The 17,148-nt window shown below is 36.3% G+C and carries 16 protein-coding genes; 5 read left to right on the forward strand and 11 right to left on the reverse strand.

What is annotated here, in order from left to right; all coding sequences use genetic code 11:
* Window positions 1–43: 43 nt before the first annotated feature.
* The 3 genes from B0E34_RS04350 to B0E34_RS04360 all read right to left on the reverse strand — a co-directional run bounded on the left by B0E34_RS04350 (window position 44) and on the right by B0E34_RS04360 (window position 3,782).
* On the reverse strand, window positions 44–2,293 hold the full coding sequence (locus tag B0E34_RS04350; RefSeq protein WP_087707134.1) for a carbohydrate-binding domain-containing protein: 2,250 nt from the start codon (window positions 2,291–2,293) through the stop codon (window positions 44–46).
* Window positions 2,290–2,781 (reverse strand): T9SS type A sorting domain-containing protein, encoded by a 492-nt coding sequence (locus B0E34_RS04355; protein ID WP_087707136.1) that lies wholly within the window; start codon window positions 2,779–2,781, stop codon window positions 2,290–2,292. Before B0E34_RS04355 ends, B0E34_RS04350 begins: the two co-directional genes overlap by 4 nt.
* A 290-nt stretch (window positions 2,782–3,071) precedes the next feature.
* Window positions 3,072–3,782 (reverse strand): Dph6-related ATP pyrophosphatase, encoded by a 711-nt coding sequence (locus B0E34_RS04360; RefSeq protein WP_087707139.1) that lies wholly within the window; start codon window positions 3,780–3,782, stop codon window positions 3,072–3,074.
* Between the two features lie 210 nt (window positions 3,783–3,992).
* Here B0E34_RS04360 and B0E34_RS04365 point away from each other — a divergent pair, with 210 nt between their 5' ends.
* Window positions 3,993–4,745 (forward strand): phage tail-like protein, encoded by a 753-nt coding sequence (locus tag B0E34_RS04365; RefSeq protein ID WP_087707142.1) that lies wholly within the window; start codon window positions 3,993–3,995, stop codon window positions 4,743–4,745.
* A 54-nt stretch (window positions 4,746–4,799) separates the two neighbouring features.
* On the opposite strand, the gene B0E34_RS04370 is transcribed toward B0E34_RS04365, so the two are convergent.
* From B0E34_RS04370 to B0E34_RS04385, 4 genes are all read right to left on the reverse strand, one after another.
* The gene (locus B0E34_RS04370; RefSeq protein WP_087707143.1) at window positions 4,800–5,924 is read right to left on the reverse strand and encodes a polysaccharide deacetylase family protein; all 1,125 of its coding nucleotides are present in this window, start codon (window positions 5,922–5,924) and stop codon (window positions 4,800–4,802) included.
* Window positions 5,924–7,084 (reverse strand): DUF2135 domain-containing protein, encoded by a 1,161-nt coding sequence (locus B0E34_RS04375; RefSeq protein ID WP_087707146.1) that lies wholly within the window; start codon window positions 7,082–7,084, stop codon window positions 5,924–5,926. Before B0E34_RS04375 ends, B0E34_RS04370 begins: the two co-directional genes overlap by 1 nt.
* A 108-nt stretch (window positions 7,085–7,192) precedes the next feature.
* The gene (locus B0E34_RS04380; protein WP_087707148.1) at window positions 7,193–8,233 is read right to left on the reverse strand and encodes a hypothetical protein; all 1,041 of its coding nucleotides are present in this window, start codon (window positions 8,231–8,233) and stop codon (window positions 7,193–7,195) included.
* A gap of 129 nt (window positions 8,234–8,362) precedes the next feature.
* The gene (locus B0E34_RS04385; RefSeq protein ID WP_087707151.1) at window positions 8,363–11,710 is read right to left on the reverse strand and encodes a methylmalonyl-CoA mutase family protein; all 3,348 of its coding nucleotides are present in this window, start codon (window positions 11,708–11,710) and stop codon (window positions 8,363–8,365) included.
* 238 nt (window positions 11,711–11,948) lie between these two features.
* On the opposite strand from B0E34_RS04385, the gene B0E34_RS04390 reads away from it, so the two are divergent.
* Window positions 11,949–12,281: a hypothetical protein gene (locus tag B0E34_RS04390; RefSeq protein WP_087707154.1), complete on the forward strand. Its 333-nt coding sequence runs from the start codon at window positions 11,949–11,951 to the stop codon at window positions 12,279–12,281.
* Here the strand turns inward: B0E34_RS04390 and B0E34_RS04395 are convergent.
* Window positions 12,278–13,393, reverse strand: a complete 1,116-nt coding sequence (locus tag B0E34_RS04395) for a DUF3667 domain-containing protein (protein WP_087707156.1) — start codon at window positions 13,391–13,393, stop codon at window positions 12,278–12,280. The genes B0E34_RS04390 and B0E34_RS04395 overlap by 4 nt on opposite strands.
* Before the next feature lie 327 nt (window positions 13,394–13,720).
* On the opposite strand from B0E34_RS04395, the gene rplM reads away from it, so the two are divergent.
* From rplM to rpsB, 3 genes are all read left to right on the forward strand, one after another.
* A complete protein-coding gene (rplM, locus tag B0E34_RS04400; protein ID WP_027381190.1) occupies window positions 13,721–14,176 on the forward strand; it encodes a 50S ribosomal protein L13 in 456 nt (151 codons plus the stop codon).
* Between the two features lie 5 nt (window positions 14,177–14,181).
* Window positions 14,182–14,568 carry a 30S ribosomal protein S9 gene (gene rpsI, locus B0E34_RS04405; RefSeq protein ID WP_072883409.1) on the forward strand — a complete coding sequence of 129 codons (387 nt, stop codon included), beginning with the start codon at window positions 14,182–14,184 and terminating at the stop codon, window positions 14,566–14,568.
* A 207-nt stretch (window positions 14,569–14,775) separates the two neighbouring features.
* Window positions 14,776–15,537, forward strand: a complete 762-nt coding sequence (rpsB, locus tag B0E34_RS04410) for a 30S ribosomal protein S2 (RefSeq protein WP_076396348.1) — start codon at window positions 14,776–14,778, stop codon at window positions 15,535–15,537.
* 68 nt (window positions 15,538–15,605) lie between these two features.
* Here the strand turns inward: rpsB and B0E34_RS21230 are convergent, their stop codons facing one another.
* From B0E34_RS21230 to B0E34_RS04420, 3 genes are all read right to left on the reverse strand, one after another.
* On the reverse strand, window positions 15,606–15,770 hold the full coding sequence (locus tag B0E34_RS21230; protein WP_165762947.1) for a bacteriocin-like protein: 165 nt from the start codon (window positions 15,768–15,770) through the stop codon (window positions 15,606–15,608).
* A 114-nt stretch (window positions 15,771–15,884) separates the two neighbouring features.
* On the reverse strand, window positions 15,885–16,340 hold the full coding sequence (locus tag B0E34_RS04415) for a DUF6759 domain-containing protein (RefSeq protein ID WP_087707159.1): 456 nt from the start codon (window positions 16,338–16,340) through the stop codon (window positions 15,885–15,887).
* Between the two features lie 53 nt (window positions 16,341–16,393).
* Window positions 16,394–17,017 (reverse strand): DUF6759 domain-containing protein, encoded by a 624-nt coding sequence (locus B0E34_RS04420; protein WP_087707163.1) that lies wholly within the window; start codon window positions 17,015–17,017, stop codon window positions 16,394–16,396.
* Between the last annotated feature and the right edge of the window lie 131 nt (window positions 17,018–17,148).

The raw sequence follows: 17,148 nt of genomic DNA on the forward strand, positions 1-17,148 counted from the left end.
AATTTTCATTAAGAGGCTGGTTGTAAATTATTAAAAATGATAATTAAAATGATACCGTATTTACAGTATTGGTTGCTGAAGTGGTAAAGGTACTTTTAAGCGTTCCTCCGGAAGTAGAATAAGTTCCTCCGGTATATAATCCCCATCCTGAAGTTCCTCCCACAAAACTTCCGCCGGTATAACTTCCGCCAAAATAAACTTTATAAGTAGTACTGTTTGTAAGATTAGGACTGGAAAAATGAAAATAATACACTCCGTTTTTAGGTTTGAAGGTTACCATTTCCGTTCCCGAAGCGTTTTCAATATGCAGAATAGAAGTGGCTGCAAGCTGTGCGCTGGATTTCAGGAACATACTTACCTGTGTGGAAGCAGCTCCCATTGCTTTAGTCATACTTGCATTCGATCCCGCAGAAATCAGAAAACCTCCGTTCATTAAAAAAGTTCCGTTGTAATCAATTCCTTCTTCCGGCTGGCTTGTCGGTCCGTTTACAATAGTTGTTCCGCCTGTAATCGTAATATTTCCGTTGCTGTCAATCGCATCGCTTCCTGCTACGATATTAATTCCTCCGGTAATGTACAGATGGCTGTTGTCATTAGATTCCGTTCCACCAGCAACTGTACCGTAAGTTGCATTAATTCCGTCGTTGGAAGCCGTTATATTGTTTACTCCTCCTGCTAAAGTAATAATCGGCGCTTCTACGCCTTCACCAACTCCCGAAGTAGATGAAATTGCGGAAACCGTATTTGTTCCTCCATTTATGGTAACCGATGCATCCGAATGAATCCCATCATCTGTAGAATTAAAGGTGTTGTTTCCATTATTGATTGTAACAGCTCCGGTTGCGACCAAAGTTTTCGGGTGACTGTAATCTGTTCCGGATACTAAAAATCTGGCTCCTGTCGTTTTAATCAGTAAAACAGGATTTCCTGTTGCGCTTCCTATCGTTATCGTTCCGTCTGCTTTTAAGCCTTTTCCTCCTGTTCCCGAACTTGTTGTCGTCACCGAACCTGCATTAATCAGAAGATTTCCGTCTGCTGTAATGGCGGAAGAAGAGTAAGAATCCAAAACGCCTGTTGTATTGGTGTAAGTAGCTCCGTTTCCTGCCGTTGTAATCGTTAAATTTCCATTATTGACTGTGATATTCTGAGCGGCTGAAATTCCTTTTCCTCCGTTTGCCGTAGAAGCTAAAGAAAGATTGAAGGTTCCTCCGTTTACAATAACATTTCCATCGGTTTTTATGGCTGTGGAATAAGAAGGGTCATATCCGCTTCCTGAAGCGGTAAGAACGGCTGCTCCGGAAAGTGTGGCAGTAATATTTCCTCCGTCGAAAGTAATGTTTCCTTTTGCACTGATGGCTTTCGATTGTGCGCCTGTTAAAGTTAAATTAAATGTGCCTCCCGAAATTCCGATGGTTGAAGTTCCTGTTTTAATCGCTTTTACATCGGCTGAAGCCAAAGTTGCGGTTACATTTCCTCCCGAAATAGAGATTGCTGTATCTCCTGCATCAATTGCGTCCCCGGTTGCTGTGATGTTTACCGTTCCGCTGCTCATTGCATAACCTTCCGAATGAAAACCGTCTGATGTGGCAGAAGTTACTGTAATATTTCCGTTCTGAACTTCAATTCCTGCGGAAGTGGAAACACCGTGCTTTTTAATTCCTTTGATGTTTAAAGTTCCTGTTCCTGTAAAAATTATTTTTCCGTCGGTTTGTAATGTCCCGTTTTTTGTGCTTGAAGAACCGTCTGTTAACGAATTTGTTGTCCCTGCCTGAAGGGTAAAAGTATGAGTTTGTCCGCCGGTGATATTAATGGCAGATCCGGAAGCATTGGTAAGATTTAAATTATTCATTACAAAACTTGCGGGAAGAGAAGAGCTCATTGTGAGACTTCCTGTTGTGCTTGTTCCCAGTAAATTGTATTCTAAATTATTGATGGTTGCAGTGGACACAACATTCACCGTTCCGCCTGTTGCCGTAATAGTAACCCCCTGATTAGAATAAGGATTGATAATGGTTGCATTTTCCGAACCTTTGTAAATAATATAAATTTTAGTTAAGCTAACCGCAGTAGCAGAGAACGTTAAACTGTCAACGATGCTTTTCGGTAAGTCTAAACTTGTTGTAGCTCCGTTAATGTGAAATTTTGTATAATTTGAGTCAAATTTAATGCTGTCGACAACCGGAGTAGGGGAAGCATACATATTGTTTCCCGAATTATGCGCCACAATATTGCTTTGGGCTTTTAATCCAAAAGACAAAATAAACGCAATTACTATATATAAATGCTTTCTCATTTTTTGATCAGTTTTAAAGTTGTGTTGTTAACCTGCACCAGATAAAAGCCTTCTCTGAAGCTGCTGATATTGATGTCTTCATTGGGTTGATAAGTTCCCGACAGAACAAGTCTTCCTTCAGCAGAATAGATTTTCACTTTTAAAGATTCTTTTTTGTCTGATGTTATTCTGATGAATTCTGCGGAAGGATTCGGGTATAACCTGATCTGGTCTTTATTTATCCCGATTTCCTGAGTGGCTAAAATAGCTGACGAAAAAGTAATTTTCCGGATAATACCGGTCGGGATAGAAATATCGGAAGCGGAACTCGCGGTTTTTACCAACAAATTGCTGCCTGAAAAGTAAAGTTTTCCGCTGTTTTCAATCGTGTAGTTCTGTGTGGAACCCGTGTAATAGGTAACTTTTATTGTTGTCTGTGCAAAGGAAACTGCAGCAAACACAAATAAAAGCAAACACATCATTTTACTGAAAGGTTTTGCTATTTTCATTGTCAAATTAATTTAAATTCCAAAATTAATTTTTAGTTAACATTGAAAAAATAATTTGAGGTAAACAGTAAAAATGTGTCGGTGAATGATAAATATTTAATTAAAATAAATTTATTTTGAAATATCCTTATTTTACAAAAACAATAAAAATATCTTTTACAAGATCACTTTCGGTGAAAAATTTAGTGTATGGTTTTGGGATGTAATGAATGGAGTATTTGCTGCTGTACAAAGAATAGCTTTTGTTGAACAGTTTGTAATCAAGTCTCTTACCGTGCAGAAAAACGGAATTATTTTACAATCAGATCGCAAAACCAGAAAACATATTCATCATCTTCGCTGTTTTCATCAGATTTCGGTTTCGGATAGTTTTTTTTAACAATTTCCCCGATCTCGAATTCAACAGGATTTTTAAAAAGAGGTCCGTCAAAAGTAAAAGTGTGAAATTCTCCATTTTCTCCGCAAGGATCTACGTTTTCCGGTAAATCTTTAATGAAGTCTTCATCAATAATTCTTCCGGCAAAACTTTTATCGAGATAGGTTTCGTTCACGCATACAACGATGGTTTTAAAGCCAAGATTTAAAAATTCACGGATGAGGTCGGTTGTATTGATTTTCCATAACGGAAAGATTCCTTTCATTCCGATGGAGCGTAACTGATCTTCGCGGTATTTCTTTAAATCTTCCAGAAAAATATCCCCGAAAATAGAATGGGTAATGCCCCGAGATTTCAGATCATTCATCGTTTTGCTCATCAGTTCACGGTATTCTTCCATTGTAGGTTCTTTGGGAAGTTCCATTTTAATTAAAGGAAAGCCTAGACTTTCTGCCTGTTTTTCCAGTAATGAAACATGAACGCCGTGCATGGAGATTCTCTGAAATTCTTTATTAATGCTTGTAAGCAGAGAGGTGACTTCAAATTTTTCTTCCTTTAAAATTTTATATAACGCTAAAGCAGAATCTTTTCCGCTGCTCCAGTTGAAGATGGCTTTCGGTTTCATTGTTGAGGTAATGTTTTTCAAAAATAATCAGATTGATTCAGAATTCAGTTGATAATCGAACATATTTATTGAAATTATGGTTGTTTGTACTGTATTAGATTATTTTAATTAAATGTTAATAAAAGTTCATATATAATTTTATTTTAGTCAGTTGTAAGGATTTATGGTGGGTAATAATGTTATATATTTGCACCTGCTAATTTTTGTGCCGTGAAAAAGTTTTTTTTATTTCTATCGATTGTATTTCTGAGTCGGGCGAATGCTCAGAATGTTGGGATCAATTCGCTTACACCGCAAATGACTCTGGATGTAAATGGTGTGGCTTCTACCGTTAGCAAAGCGGACGGAATGAGAGCGCCCAGAATAACGTTGGCTCAGCTAAATGCAAAGACAGGGTATAACTCTAATCATGTAGGTGCTTTACTTTATATTACGGATGTTACAGGAGGTTCCACGGTATCTGCAACAGCACAGATCGCGACGGTTGGATATTACTATTTTGATGGTACCGCATGGCAATCTGTAGTTGCTAAAACAGGAACAGCGGTTTTTATTGCTTCACTGGGAAGCGGAAATGGTTCTGCAACAGCGGCTAGTATCAATTCCGGTGGTTTTACCACAGTTCCTCTTTCAACCGTAACTAAAAATGTAGGCGGTGGAATCTGGACTCCGGCAACCAACACATACACTGTGCCAAGTTCGGGAACTTATCTCATTAAATCGAGTATCAGACTTGTAGATGGAAGCGCAAGTAGAAATGTGTTTCAGGCGGTACATACTGTAAATTCAGATATTCCCGAAGGAATCTGGGACACGAATTCCGGAAACCGCTGGACAATGCTGTATACAAGAATTGCCTATTTTAACAAAAATGATCAGTTAAGGCTTTATATGTATTCTGACGGAGCAACGGCTAATATTTCTGACGCTTCTCTGAATATTGTTTTGCTAAGCCAGAACTAAAGTCCTTTTGAAATAAAATAAACCTCTCATAGAATTTCTGTGAGGGGTTTGTTGTTACTTTATTTCTTCAGGTGTTAGCCATTTAACGGGACAATCCTTAAAATATTCATTAATCGCAGGAACTGCAATTTCAGCTTTAGGATGAACATCGTGAAATAAGATAATTCCCTTTCTCCATAAAAGCATCAGCGTAATAACTCTTGAAGAGACCTGTTGTGAAGATATTTTTTCACTCCAGTCCTGCGAATCGATATTCCACAAAAGAACAGGCTGCTTGTTTTTTAATAGATATTGTATAATCTCCTTGCTTCTTTGTCCATAAGGCGGACGAAAATAAAACGTCTTATGATTAAAATCAAAAACATCTTTAATAATACCATTGCTTTCGTCGATCTGTAATTTCCAGTCGGGAAGATACTGATGCGATTTATGAACCATACTGTGAGAGCCGATCCAGTTTTCTCCGTACATAGATGAAACACTGTTTTTGCCGTTTGCGGCAATTCTCTGTTGTAACTTATCTCCCGATAAAAAGAAAATACCTGTTAAGTTTTGCTCTTTTAAAACGTTAATCAACTGATCTGTATGACCGTTTTTTGGAGTCGGACCATCATCGAACGTGAGAAGATAGTTTTTGTCATTTAATTCAAAACCATTTTTCTCGGTTGGATCTAATGTGTTGATTTCGCTTGTCCTTTTATTGGATTTTGCAGCCAGCCGAAGGCACTCTAAAATATATGTTTTATAAAAACTTTTAGAATTCTGATACCAGTTTTTTAGATTTTCAGGCAATCTTTCTGAAAGCTTTTTTGTTACCAAAACCAGTTCCGGATAAGTGGGATTTGTCTTTACAGAAACTACCTCCGAAAGCGCATTAGCGTCTAAGCATTTAAAATTTTGAACCAGACGATCCTGAGTCTGTTTTTTCCAGATTTTTACCCCTTCGGAAGTTCCGTCTTTTACGGCTAAAATTTTGAATAATTCCGTTTCGTTGGAAGCATTAATTTCAGCGAATGTTTCCAGAAACACCAACATTTCCATTTTGGAAGCAACATCAAAATCTTTACTGCTTTTCATGGGTAAATTCCAAAGATCACGATTGGCGGTCGCAATGCTGGATGGACCTTGTGAGAAGATAAAATCTGAAACCAAAATGAACAATAAAAGTAATTTTTTCATTATCTCATTTTTGATTTTACTCTCAGAATAGCTTTATCGTAGACCGGATTTTCCTTATTCTCTTTCGCTAAACCATAATAATAAAGGGCTTCAGAAAATTGTCCGCTGTTTTCGTAAATTTTCGCAATATTATAATAAGAATTTGCTTTAATCGTATTGTCGGTTGCAAATTTAATGGCTTCACGATTTGCCCAGATCGCTTCTGCGTTTCTTCCGATTTTGCTGAATGCAAGTCCGAGATTACTGTAGATCTGCCCATCGAAAGGATTATATTCCAACGCTTGTTGATAAGAATTAACCGCCTGTTCTATTCTGCTGGAATGATAAAAATTTTCGCCCTGTTTATTGATGTCGAACGCTTTCTGTCTGTAGTTTTCGGTGATAGAATTACTTGGTGTTGAAGAATACCGGTAGTTGCTTAATAAGCTTCTCACGCCTTCCCATGAAGCAGAATTTTCAAAATTATTGATATCAATAATGTTTCCGGATTCATCAATCATAAAAACCACCCAAACTGTCCCTTTTTTATATTTTGGCACATCATAACTTTTAATCAGGGTATTTCCTATATAAACATAAACTTTTGCATTGCTTATATTGGAAAGGTTATCATTATCCATTCTGTTTTTATCGGAATAATCATGAACTGCATAAATATATTTCTTGTTTTGAGCTCTTTTTTCAATCGTAATAGTTTCAGGACCAAAACTGTCTGTATCGTCTACATCAAGATTGGCGTTGGTTCCTTCTTTGTGATAATAGCAAATATGATTGTTCGGATAGGAAAGATGCGAATCCAGATCAGAAGGAGATTTTCCCCAGCTTAAAACAATTCTCATTCCGTCCAGATCTTCCATAACAGGGCTTAAAGCATACGTCAGACCGCCAAAAGGACCTTTTGTAACCAGTGTGGAATAGCCTTCTTTTTTGATGATTAAAGTGATCTCATTGTTGGCATCAACGAACTGTGGAGGAATAACGGCTTTTCCTGAAGCATCCGTATTGACAGTTTCTGAAGTTTCTCCGTTTTTCTGGAAGATAATTTGTGCATTGGGAATAACCTTGTCTTTAACGACTGCACTTAAAACCAATAACTCATTGTTCTTTTGAGCAAAAATAAAGGATTGCCAAAAAACGAACAGCAAAAGAATTTTTTTCATGGAATGTTTTTATTTAATTGGCATCAAATATAAAAAATCCTCCAAGATTTTGAAGGATAATATTTCATATAGATTCAAGATTAGAATTTTACCTGAATTTATTTACTGTTAATATTTTTTCGACTGAATTTCTTTAACGGGAATAAATGCTCCGTTAATATAATCTATTTTCTGTTCAAAAGGATAAGCCGGATTTGATGTCATTAAGACTCCCATAACGCCGAAAAACATTCCGATGCTTAAATTTCCAATATTGGGACTTCCGGATCTTAATTTTCCGACGAAATAATAGTCATTGTCTCTTTTTTCTGCCTTCGTGAAAAGATTTTCGATAGGAAGATAAACATATAATTCTCCTTTGTAAACCAGGGCATATACATCATCTTTCTTTATTTCTTTTTCTTTTCCGTCTGCTGTTTCAAATATTCTGTTGATTTTGGGTTGGCTTCCATAAAATTTAACACTGCTGATTTCCTGTTGAGGCTGCTGGTTTTTCAGAGAAGTATAATCTTTATACAGCCCGTCTTTCAATTCAGAAGAATTGAAGAGGCTGATTGATTGTTTATAGACATCATCAAAATTTTTAAGCTGTTCCCATGTGTAACGCTCTGTTGTATTAGGTTTTTTCGCTGCATTTTCGGTAATGAATTCTCCCAGCATTTCGCTGCCTTTTCTTAGGATTTCTTTCGTTACATCGGCTGATTTATGCTCTGTCACAGTATCTGTTTTTTCAAGTAAAGAATAGGTTCCGTCATCATTTTTTGCAAAAAGGAAACTCTGGAAATAACAGTATCCCAACTCAGTAAATGCTTTTGAGACTTCAGCAAAATACAATTGTTTAAGATATAAAACCAGATTTCCGTTTTCTGCATTTTCTCCGTTTATGCTGTTTAGAACATTTTGAAACTGATCAGAAAGGGGAGACGTAGGAACCACTCTGGCTTTTGCATTCAATGCGCCCTGCTGAACAATTCCAACGGTTGTTGTATCAATTCTGGCATCAATAATTGTAATGGTTTTATAATAGCTTTTCTCTGCTTTTTGAAAAGGCGGGGTAATCGTAAAATCTTCCGTTCGCTTCTGGGCGAATAAAATGGAAGATAAACATAGGAATACAAATAGTACATTTTTTCTTAAAAATATTTTCATGATGGTTGTTATTTTATTTTACTAACGGTTTAAATGGATGATTAGTCTATAAAAGTACAAAAACCTCAAAGAAAATTCCCTGAGGTTTGATTTATAAATCGTAAAAAAGGTAGCTGAGCGAAGTCGAAGCTACATATTTCTTCTGTATTTACCGCCCACTTCAAACAAAGCATTGGTAATCTGTCCAAGAGAGCAGTATTTCACGGCATCCATCATCACTTCGAATAAGTTTTGCTGATTAATTGCGGCGTGTTGCAGGGTTTTCAAAGCGGCTTCTGATTTATCTTCATTGGATTTCTGGAAGTTGTGAAGCATTTCAATCTGGAATTGCTTTTCTTCCTCTGTTGAACGGATGACTTCTCCCGGACGAACTGTTGGCGAACCGTCTTTTCCTAAGAACGTGTTCACTCCGATAATCGGATATTCTCCGGTGTGTTTCAGCCATTCGTAATGCATCGATTCTTCCTGAATTTTTGAACGTTGATACATGGTTTCCATTGCGCCCAGAACACCGCCTCTTTCTGTAATTCTATCGAATTCTGCATACACAGCTTCTTCTACTAAATCCGTTAATTCTTCAATGATAAATGAACCTTGTAGCGGATTTTCATTTTTCGCTAATCCTAACTCTTTATTGATAATCAACTGAATTGCCATCGCTCTTCTCACCGATTGCTCAGTAGGAGTCGTAATTGCCTCATCATAAGCATTGGTGTGCAATGAATTACAGTTGTCATATATCGCATAAAGCGCCTGAAGTGTTGTTCTTATGTCATTGAAATCAATTTCCTGAGCGTGAAGAGAACGTCCCGAAGTCTGGATGTGGTATTTCAGCATCTGGCTTCTTTCGTCGGCTCCGTATTTCAGTTTCATCGCTTTTGCCCAGATTCTTCTTGCCACACGTCCGATTACTGAATATTCAGGATCAATACCGTTGGAGAAGAAGAACGATAAGTTCGGTGCAAAATCGTTGATGTCCATTCCTCTTGACAGATAATATTCAACATAGGTGAAACCATTTGCCAATGTAAATGCCAACTGAGAAACCGGATTGGCTCCTGCTTCCGCAATGTGATATCCTGAAATGGAAACAGAGTAGAAGTTTCTTACTTTTTCTTTGATGAAATATTCCTGAACGTCGCCCATTAATCTCAAAGCAAATTCAGTTGAGAAAATACATGTATTCTGCGCCTGATCTTCTTTTAAAATATCTGCCTGAACGGTTCCACGAACAGTTGCGATGGTTTTTGCTTTAATTTCAGCATACACATCGGCAGGAATGACTTCATCTCCTGTAATTCCCAGTAGTTTTAAACCTAAACCGTTATTGGAAGGCGGCAATTCTCCGTTGTATTTTGGTCTTTCTAAACCTTTATCGTCGAATTTCGCTTTCAAAACTTCCTCAACCTTTGCTTCAAGCTTATGCTCAATAATGTATTTCTCGACATTCTGATCGATGGCTGCATTCATAAAGAAAGCCAACAACATCGGCGCAGGTCCGTTGATGGTCATGGAAACTGAAGTCATTGCATTCACCAGATCAAAACCTGAATATAGTTTTTTAGCATCGTCCAAAGTGGCAATAGAAACGCCCGCATTTCCGATTTTACCGTAAATATCCGGTGGTAAAGCAGGATCCTGTCCGTAAAGAGTTACCGAGTCGAAAGCCGTAGATAAACGTTTTGCCGGCATTTCCGCAGAAACGTAGTGGAATCTTCTGTTGGTTCTTTCAGGATCTCCTTCTCCGGCAAACATTCTTGTTGGATCTTCTCCGGTTCTTTTGAAAGGATAAATTCCCGCAGTGTATGGGAAACTTCCCGGAAGATTTTCCTGACCTTTCCATTTGATGAGATCGCCCCAGTCGTTGTATTTTGGTAATGCAATTTTCGGAATTCTTAGGTGAGATAAAGATTCTGTTGAGGTTTCAACCTTAATTTCTTTTCCTCTTACGAAGTAGGAATAAAATTCAGCTTTAAAAGCCTCTTTCGTATCGTCCCATGTTTTAAGGAAGTCAATGTTTTCCTGTTGAAGTTCTTTTTCAGCTTTCTGATATTCAGCATCTAAGGTTTCATTGGAAAGGAAATTTTTAACACCTTCAATATGATACATTTTTCTTGCCAGTTCAGCCTGTTTTTCAACATTCGCATCGTATTGTCTGTTGTTTTCAACGATTTCAGAAAGATAACGGACTCTTTTTGGCGGAATAATCGTTACTTCGTCTGTAATTTCCTGTTCAACAAATGTTTTTAAATTTAAATCAGCAAATTTATCGTTGACTTTAGAAACTAATCTGTTGTATAATTCTGTTGTTCCGTGATCGTTGAACTGAGATGCTTTTGTGGCATACACCGGCATTTCATCCAATGGCTGTTCCCACAACAGGTGGTTTCTCTGGAACTGTTTTCTTACGGCTTGAAGCGCATCAAGAGCGCCACGTTTGTCAGATTTATTTAAAGCAACCAAATCTGCATAATCCAGCATATCGATTTTTTCCAATTGTGTGGAAGCTCCGTATTCCGGAGTCATCACATACATCGAAACATCCGCAAAATCGGAAACTTCCGAACCGGATTGACCAATACCTGAAGTTTCAAGGATAATAACATCAGGATGAGCTAATTTCAAGACATTCAATGCAGAATGAATGAACGGAGAAACCGAAACGTTGTTTTCTCTTGTTGCCATCGACCGCATATACACTCTTGGATCATTGATTGCGTTCATACGGATTCTGTCTCCCAAAAGTGCACCTCCTGTTTTCTTTTTAGAAGGGTCGATGGAGATAATCGCAATTTTTTTATCAGTGTTTGAACGCAGGAAACGTCTTACCAATTCGTCTGTTAAAGAAGATTTTCCGGCTCCTCCGGTTCCTGTGATCCCGATAATCGGAATATGTAAGTCTTTTGATTTTTCGTCAATTGCTTTTACCAGCTCAGGTTTTTCTTCTGAAAAATTTTCAACTGCTGAAATGATTTTCGCAATGCTTGTCGAATTTTCAAAACTGATGGAATCCAGATCTTTTACATTAACATCTTTTCCTGTTGCGAAATCTGATTTCTGAACCAAATCGTCGATCATTCCTTGTAAACCAAGTTCACGACCATCATCCGGAGAATAAATTCGGTCGATTCCGTAAGACATGATATCTTCGATTTCTTCGGGCAGAATTACACCGCCGCCGCCGCCAAAAATTTTAATCTGTGGCGAATTTTTTTCTCTTAAAAGATCGTAGATGTATTTAAAATATTCGTTATGACCGCCCTGATAAGAGGTTAAGGCAATAGCGTTTGCATCTTCCTGAATGGCAGTATTTACAACTTCTTCTGCCGATTTGTCGTGGCCAAGGTGGATAACTTCACATCCTGTTCCCTGAATCACACGGCGCATAATATTAATCGCAGCATCATGACCATCGAATAGCGACGCAGCCGTCACGATTCTGACTTTATTTTTTGGAGTATATTTTTGGGTTTCCATAAAAGATTTAGAAAATTTCTGAATTTCCAAATATAATAATAAAATAGAAACCCGATGTTTAATGTTAATACATTGTAAATGATTAAGTTAATTTGCTTTGATTAAATATTTGAACCTCATTTAAACTAACATTTGTTAGAAATGATAACTGCTTAGAAGTTACGCCGCTGATTTCTCAGAAAATCTTTCACAGAATGATATCATTAATTTCTATAATTTTGCATCATATAAATAAGGTATGAAAAAGGCATTGCTGTATTTTGCGTTGGGAACGGTTTTAAGTTTTTTAATTAATTATTTCTTTTACAGTTCGGAAAACATCGGGCTCGATATTTATTATGCCATTGCCTTTGGTTTTGCATGGGGAGTTGCCTATTATTTAGATACCCCGGATTTTACTCTGCCTCAAAAATTAGGATTGTCTTTTGTTGCCATGGGAATCTTGGTTCTTGTGGGCGCTTTAATTTTTAATCTGGAACTGGCTATTCCTTCCGTTCTTAAATTTTCGACGGTTTTTGTGGCGTATTATTTAATTGCAAGTTTCAGAGCAAATAAAACACTGCGCGATTAATGCATCGTCATAAAACTTACATACATTAATAGAAGGAACATGCAGAAAAGTCCGAATAAATTGACAATAAATAAAAGAATTCCTTTCATTACACTAATACTTCGTGCATTTTTGTAAACTCTGTGATGCGCTATAAAGAAATATACAAGCATATAAATGACGGCTGCGGAATAGATTGAAAATGTTAAAGTGTTGAAAATCGTATTATCCGGAAGTAATGAAGTAAGTTCCGAAATGGTTATGATGATCAGAATTCCTAACAGCAGAAAGGAAAAATAATGAAGTGTGAAAATACCATGATCAAAATACCACCATTTCTTTTTATTGTGGAAAAGCCAGAGAAAGAAAGCAAAAATCGGCAGATAAACAAATAATGCTTTCGGAAGAGTGTGAACAATATTTTCAGTGAATTTTTCAAAGATCTGGTCTTTTTTCAATCCCTGTTCCTGAAAGTGAAATATTTTTTTTGCATAAGGTTTTAAAAATGCAAATACGGCTTTTTTATCCTGATTTTTAAGACTTAAGGAGTCGAACTGCTTCATGGTAGTAGCTCCCAGAATGCTCATTTTTCCGTCGGCTGTTTGTGTAAAAGTATCCTCTTCAGGATCGGGAGTATTTTTTTTGCTGCCAATTTCCAGTCCTTTTTCCATCTTAGAATTAGATAAATCCTCTTTTATCAGTTGATCTTTTTGGAGCGAATATTTCAGACTGTCTGTAAATCGTGCAATTTTTTCGTCCTGTTCTTTTTCTTTCAGGATCTGCTCTTTCTTTTCGTTTTCTGAAAGTTCTTCTTCTGAACCGGAAAATAGAGTAGGGAGGAAAAAAGTAATAAAACTGATGAAAATATACAATTTTACAGGAGCAACGTACATTTGTCTCTTTCCGGCAAGATATTCTTTAGTTAATTCTCCCGGACGAATGAGTAAATATTTCATTGTTTTCCAGAACTGTCCGTCATAATGCGTGAAATCTTCAATGAAATGCGTGAAAAGATAATGGAACGGCTGTTTGGGTTCCGTATTTTCCTGTCCGCAATGAGGGCAGAATCTTTCTTCAACAATGTGTCCGCAGTTAAGACACGTTTTATCTTCTCTAATTTTTCCGTGGCTCATGATATCAATATGGATTTTAGCAAATATAATTATTTACAGAAATTAAATAATCATATTGATATGGTTTTGGATGGAAGTTTAAATTTAATTGACATTTGTTGTTGAAATTTGATTGATTTTTAAATGATTTTCAAATTTGTAAGTAAATTTTTCAATTGGAATTTTCTTGTTTTTTTAATTGTTTTTATATGATTAAGTCTTTCAGGTACTTAGGCTTAAACACATAATCAGCAGATTAAACGAAATATGTTTTTGCATTCTAAAAATAATTTGTACCTTTGCACACCCTTTTAGGGGAAAATTATGTTTAATCTTTAACTAAAACGTGTGAATACATTAAGTTACAAAACTGTTTCAGCGAACAAAGCTACTGCTAATAAAGAATGGGTTGTGGTAGACGCTGAAGGACAACCGTTGGGAAGACTAGCTTCTACGGTTGCAAAGATTTTGAGAGGTAAGCACAAAACGAACTACACACCTCACGTAGATTGTGGTGATAACGTAATCGTTTTGAACGCTGGGAAAGTAACTCTTTCAGGAAACAAGTGGAACGACAAGACTTATATCTGGCATACAGGTTACCCTGGAGGACAGAAGTCTATGACTGCGGCTGAACTTCAAAAGAAAGATTCTTTAAAAGTATTGGAAAAATCAGTAAAAGGAATGTTGCCTAAAAACAGACTTGGAGCTGCGATCCTTAAGAATCTTTACTTATATGAAGGAACTGAGCACAAACATGAAGCTCAACAGCCTAAAACAATTAATGTTAACGAATTTAAATAATTAATATGTCTACAGTTCACAAAATCGGAAGAAGAAAAACTTCTGTAGCAAGAGTTTATGTAAAGCCAGGAACTGGTAACATTACAGTAAACGGTAAAGATGCTAAAGAATACTTCTCTACAGATGTAATGGTTTACAAATTAAACCAACCATTTATCCTTTCTGAAACTGTTGGTCAGTATGACGTTACCGTAAACGTATTCGGTGGTGGAAATACAGGTCAGGCAGAGGCTATCAGATTAGGTATTTCAAGAGCTTTATGCGAAATCAACGCTGAGTTCAGATTAGCATTGAAGCCTGCTGGTTTACTTACAAGAGACGCAAGAATGGTGGAAAGAAAGAAGCCAGGTCAGAAAAAAGCAAGAAAGAGATTCCAATTCTCAAAACGTTAAGATTTGCTGTTGGCGAATGGCTTATGGTTGTTTGCTACAGAAATGTATTAATTTTTATTTAAACTTAATCTCGGCGAAAAGCCAATTGCCACAAGCAAAAAGCAAAACGCCAATTGCCCGTTACGTTTAGCATCCAAACGCTTCTCCCATCTAAAGAAGTTGTTGATTGTTTAAAAGACGGAAAGTAAACTAACAAAAACAAAAAACATGGCAAAAGCAAATGTAAAAGACCTTTTAGAGGCTGGTGTACACTTCGGTCACATGACTAGAAAGTGGAATCCAAATATGGCTCCATACATTTTTATGGAGAAAAATGGTATTCACATTGTAGACTTACATAAAACAGCTGTTAAATTGGATGAAGCTTGTAACGCTTTAGAAAAATTAACTTCTGCAGGTAAAAAAGTTCTTTTCGTAGCTACTAAAAAGCAGGCGAAGGAAGTTGTTGCAAAACACGCTTCTGAACTTAATATGCCTTATATTACAGAAAGATGGCCAGGTGGTATGTTAACAAACTTTGTTACTATCAGAAAGGCTGTTAAGAAAATGAACTCTATCGACAAAATGAAAAAAGATGGAACGTTCGAAACTTTATCTAAAAAAGAAAGATTACAGGTAGACAGACAAAGAGCTAACCTTGAGAAGAACTTAGGTTCTATCGCAGACATGGTGAGACTTCCATCTGCTGTATTCGTAGTAGATATCATGAGAGAACACATCGCGGTAACTGAAGCTAAGAAATTAGGTATTCCGGTTTTCGGTATTGTTGATACAAACTCTGACCCAAGAAAAGTAGACTTCGTTATCCCAGGAAACGATGATGCTTCTAAATCTATCGATATGATTCTTAGCGTAGTTTCTGAATCTATCAAAGAAGGTCAGTCTCAAAGAAAAGCTGATAAAGAAAAATCTAAAGAAGAAGGAGAAGTAGTATCTGCTGATAAAGATGCTGACTTTGATGCTGAATAATTAAAGATTTTCTTTACTATAGAAAAATCGCCGAATCAAAGATTCGGCGATTTTTTGTTTATATCTTACTAAGGGCAAACAAGCATTCCTGGAAAATTTGGATTATCTACACCTATTCTACAAACACCTGAACAGCATATTTCAGTTTCTTCATTACAACCGTCACTACATTTTCTGTAACCACCTTTAATTGTTCTCAATTCTTTTCTTGAAACTTTTTTCAAATTTTTCATAGTTTTTTAATTTGTAATTTTCCTACTCTGTATGCTTTTCGGATTCCGCAATGATTTTATCGAAATATAATAAATTATTTAATATATCACTTATTTTTGATAAAATATTTTTTCTTAGTTGGAAAGCGTTACATTATAAGACGAACTGATAAACTTTGTTTTCTGGTATACCGAATTACAAACCATTCCGGAAATATTGTAATTCTGATTTTTAGGAACCATTGCCGAACCTATTTTGTTGGCGCCAATCGGAATTTTCTTGAAATAATTATTTCCGCTAATCGTAAGAACCATATTGCAGCGGGAATTATTCTCAACAGTAATTGACGTATTCGGGCTGTCTTCGGAGCCGTTTAAAAGATCCGTTAAAACTGCCGCCGTTTCGGATTTGTACGTTTTTATTAAAGTCTGATATTCTAATTCTGTTTGATTGGCAGTAGAGGTTCTGCTAACAGTATTTGGATTTGTATGAGGATTTTTTACAGCATCGTTGTTTGTCCTGTAATGAGTAGTCTCACAACTGTTTAAAGCAATGATCATAATAACCGTAAAAGAAAAAAGCTTTTTCATAACAAAATTTTCTTACGTAAATTTAAAACTTTTACTTACTCGCCCGTTGTAATTTATTTTCCAGTCTGAACAGGATTATTAATGGTTAAAAAAATACTTTTCTTAATTTCTTTCTGTGAGGAATATAAAACATCACAGACATGGCTCGTTAAAGTATAACTTCCTTTATTAATTACGATAGAATTTTCTCCTTTTGCAGGTACTGCAAGATTATAGAAATCTTTTCCCTGAATTCTTAAAACGATATTACAGTCAGAATTATTTTTAAACAAAAGAATAACTTCTTTGCTGCTGATATCTTCATTAAACATCGCATTAAGCAGTTTTACGGTTTTCTCTTTATGTTCAGCGGGTGTAGAAGCAATCAGGCGTTTAAATTCTTCTGTTTCCTGTGCATTAGAATTCTTCATCAGAGTAGTGGAGATCTCAGAAATAACAGGTCTTGCTTCCATCGGTTTGGCATCCTTTTTTCCTTTGGTCCACTCCGAGTTTTTCAAGGCAATTATTTTAGATTTTAATACGTTTCTTTTAGGATCATCCGGATGTGCGGTTTTCAGGAAATCTTCAATTTCGCTGATGTTTTTACTTTCTAAAATATTCTGGGATTTATTTTGTTCCTGAACGCTGCTGCAGCATACGAGAATTCCCGTCGAAATAATCAACATTACTTTTTTCATAACTTATCTTTTTTGTGTTTATACGTGAAAATACAAGGATGTAAAATAGTACAGCCTTTAGTTGTTTATGTGAATTTTATCACCTAAAAATTACCGATAAGTTAAATTTGTAAAGTGTCTGGAAATACTGA

It is taken from the genome of Chryseobacterium mucoviscidosis, from assembly GCF_002177115.1.
Taxonomy (GTDB): domain Bacteria; phylum Bacteroidota; class Bacteroidia; order Flavobacteriales; family Weeksellaceae; genus Chryseobacterium; species Chryseobacterium mucoviscidosis.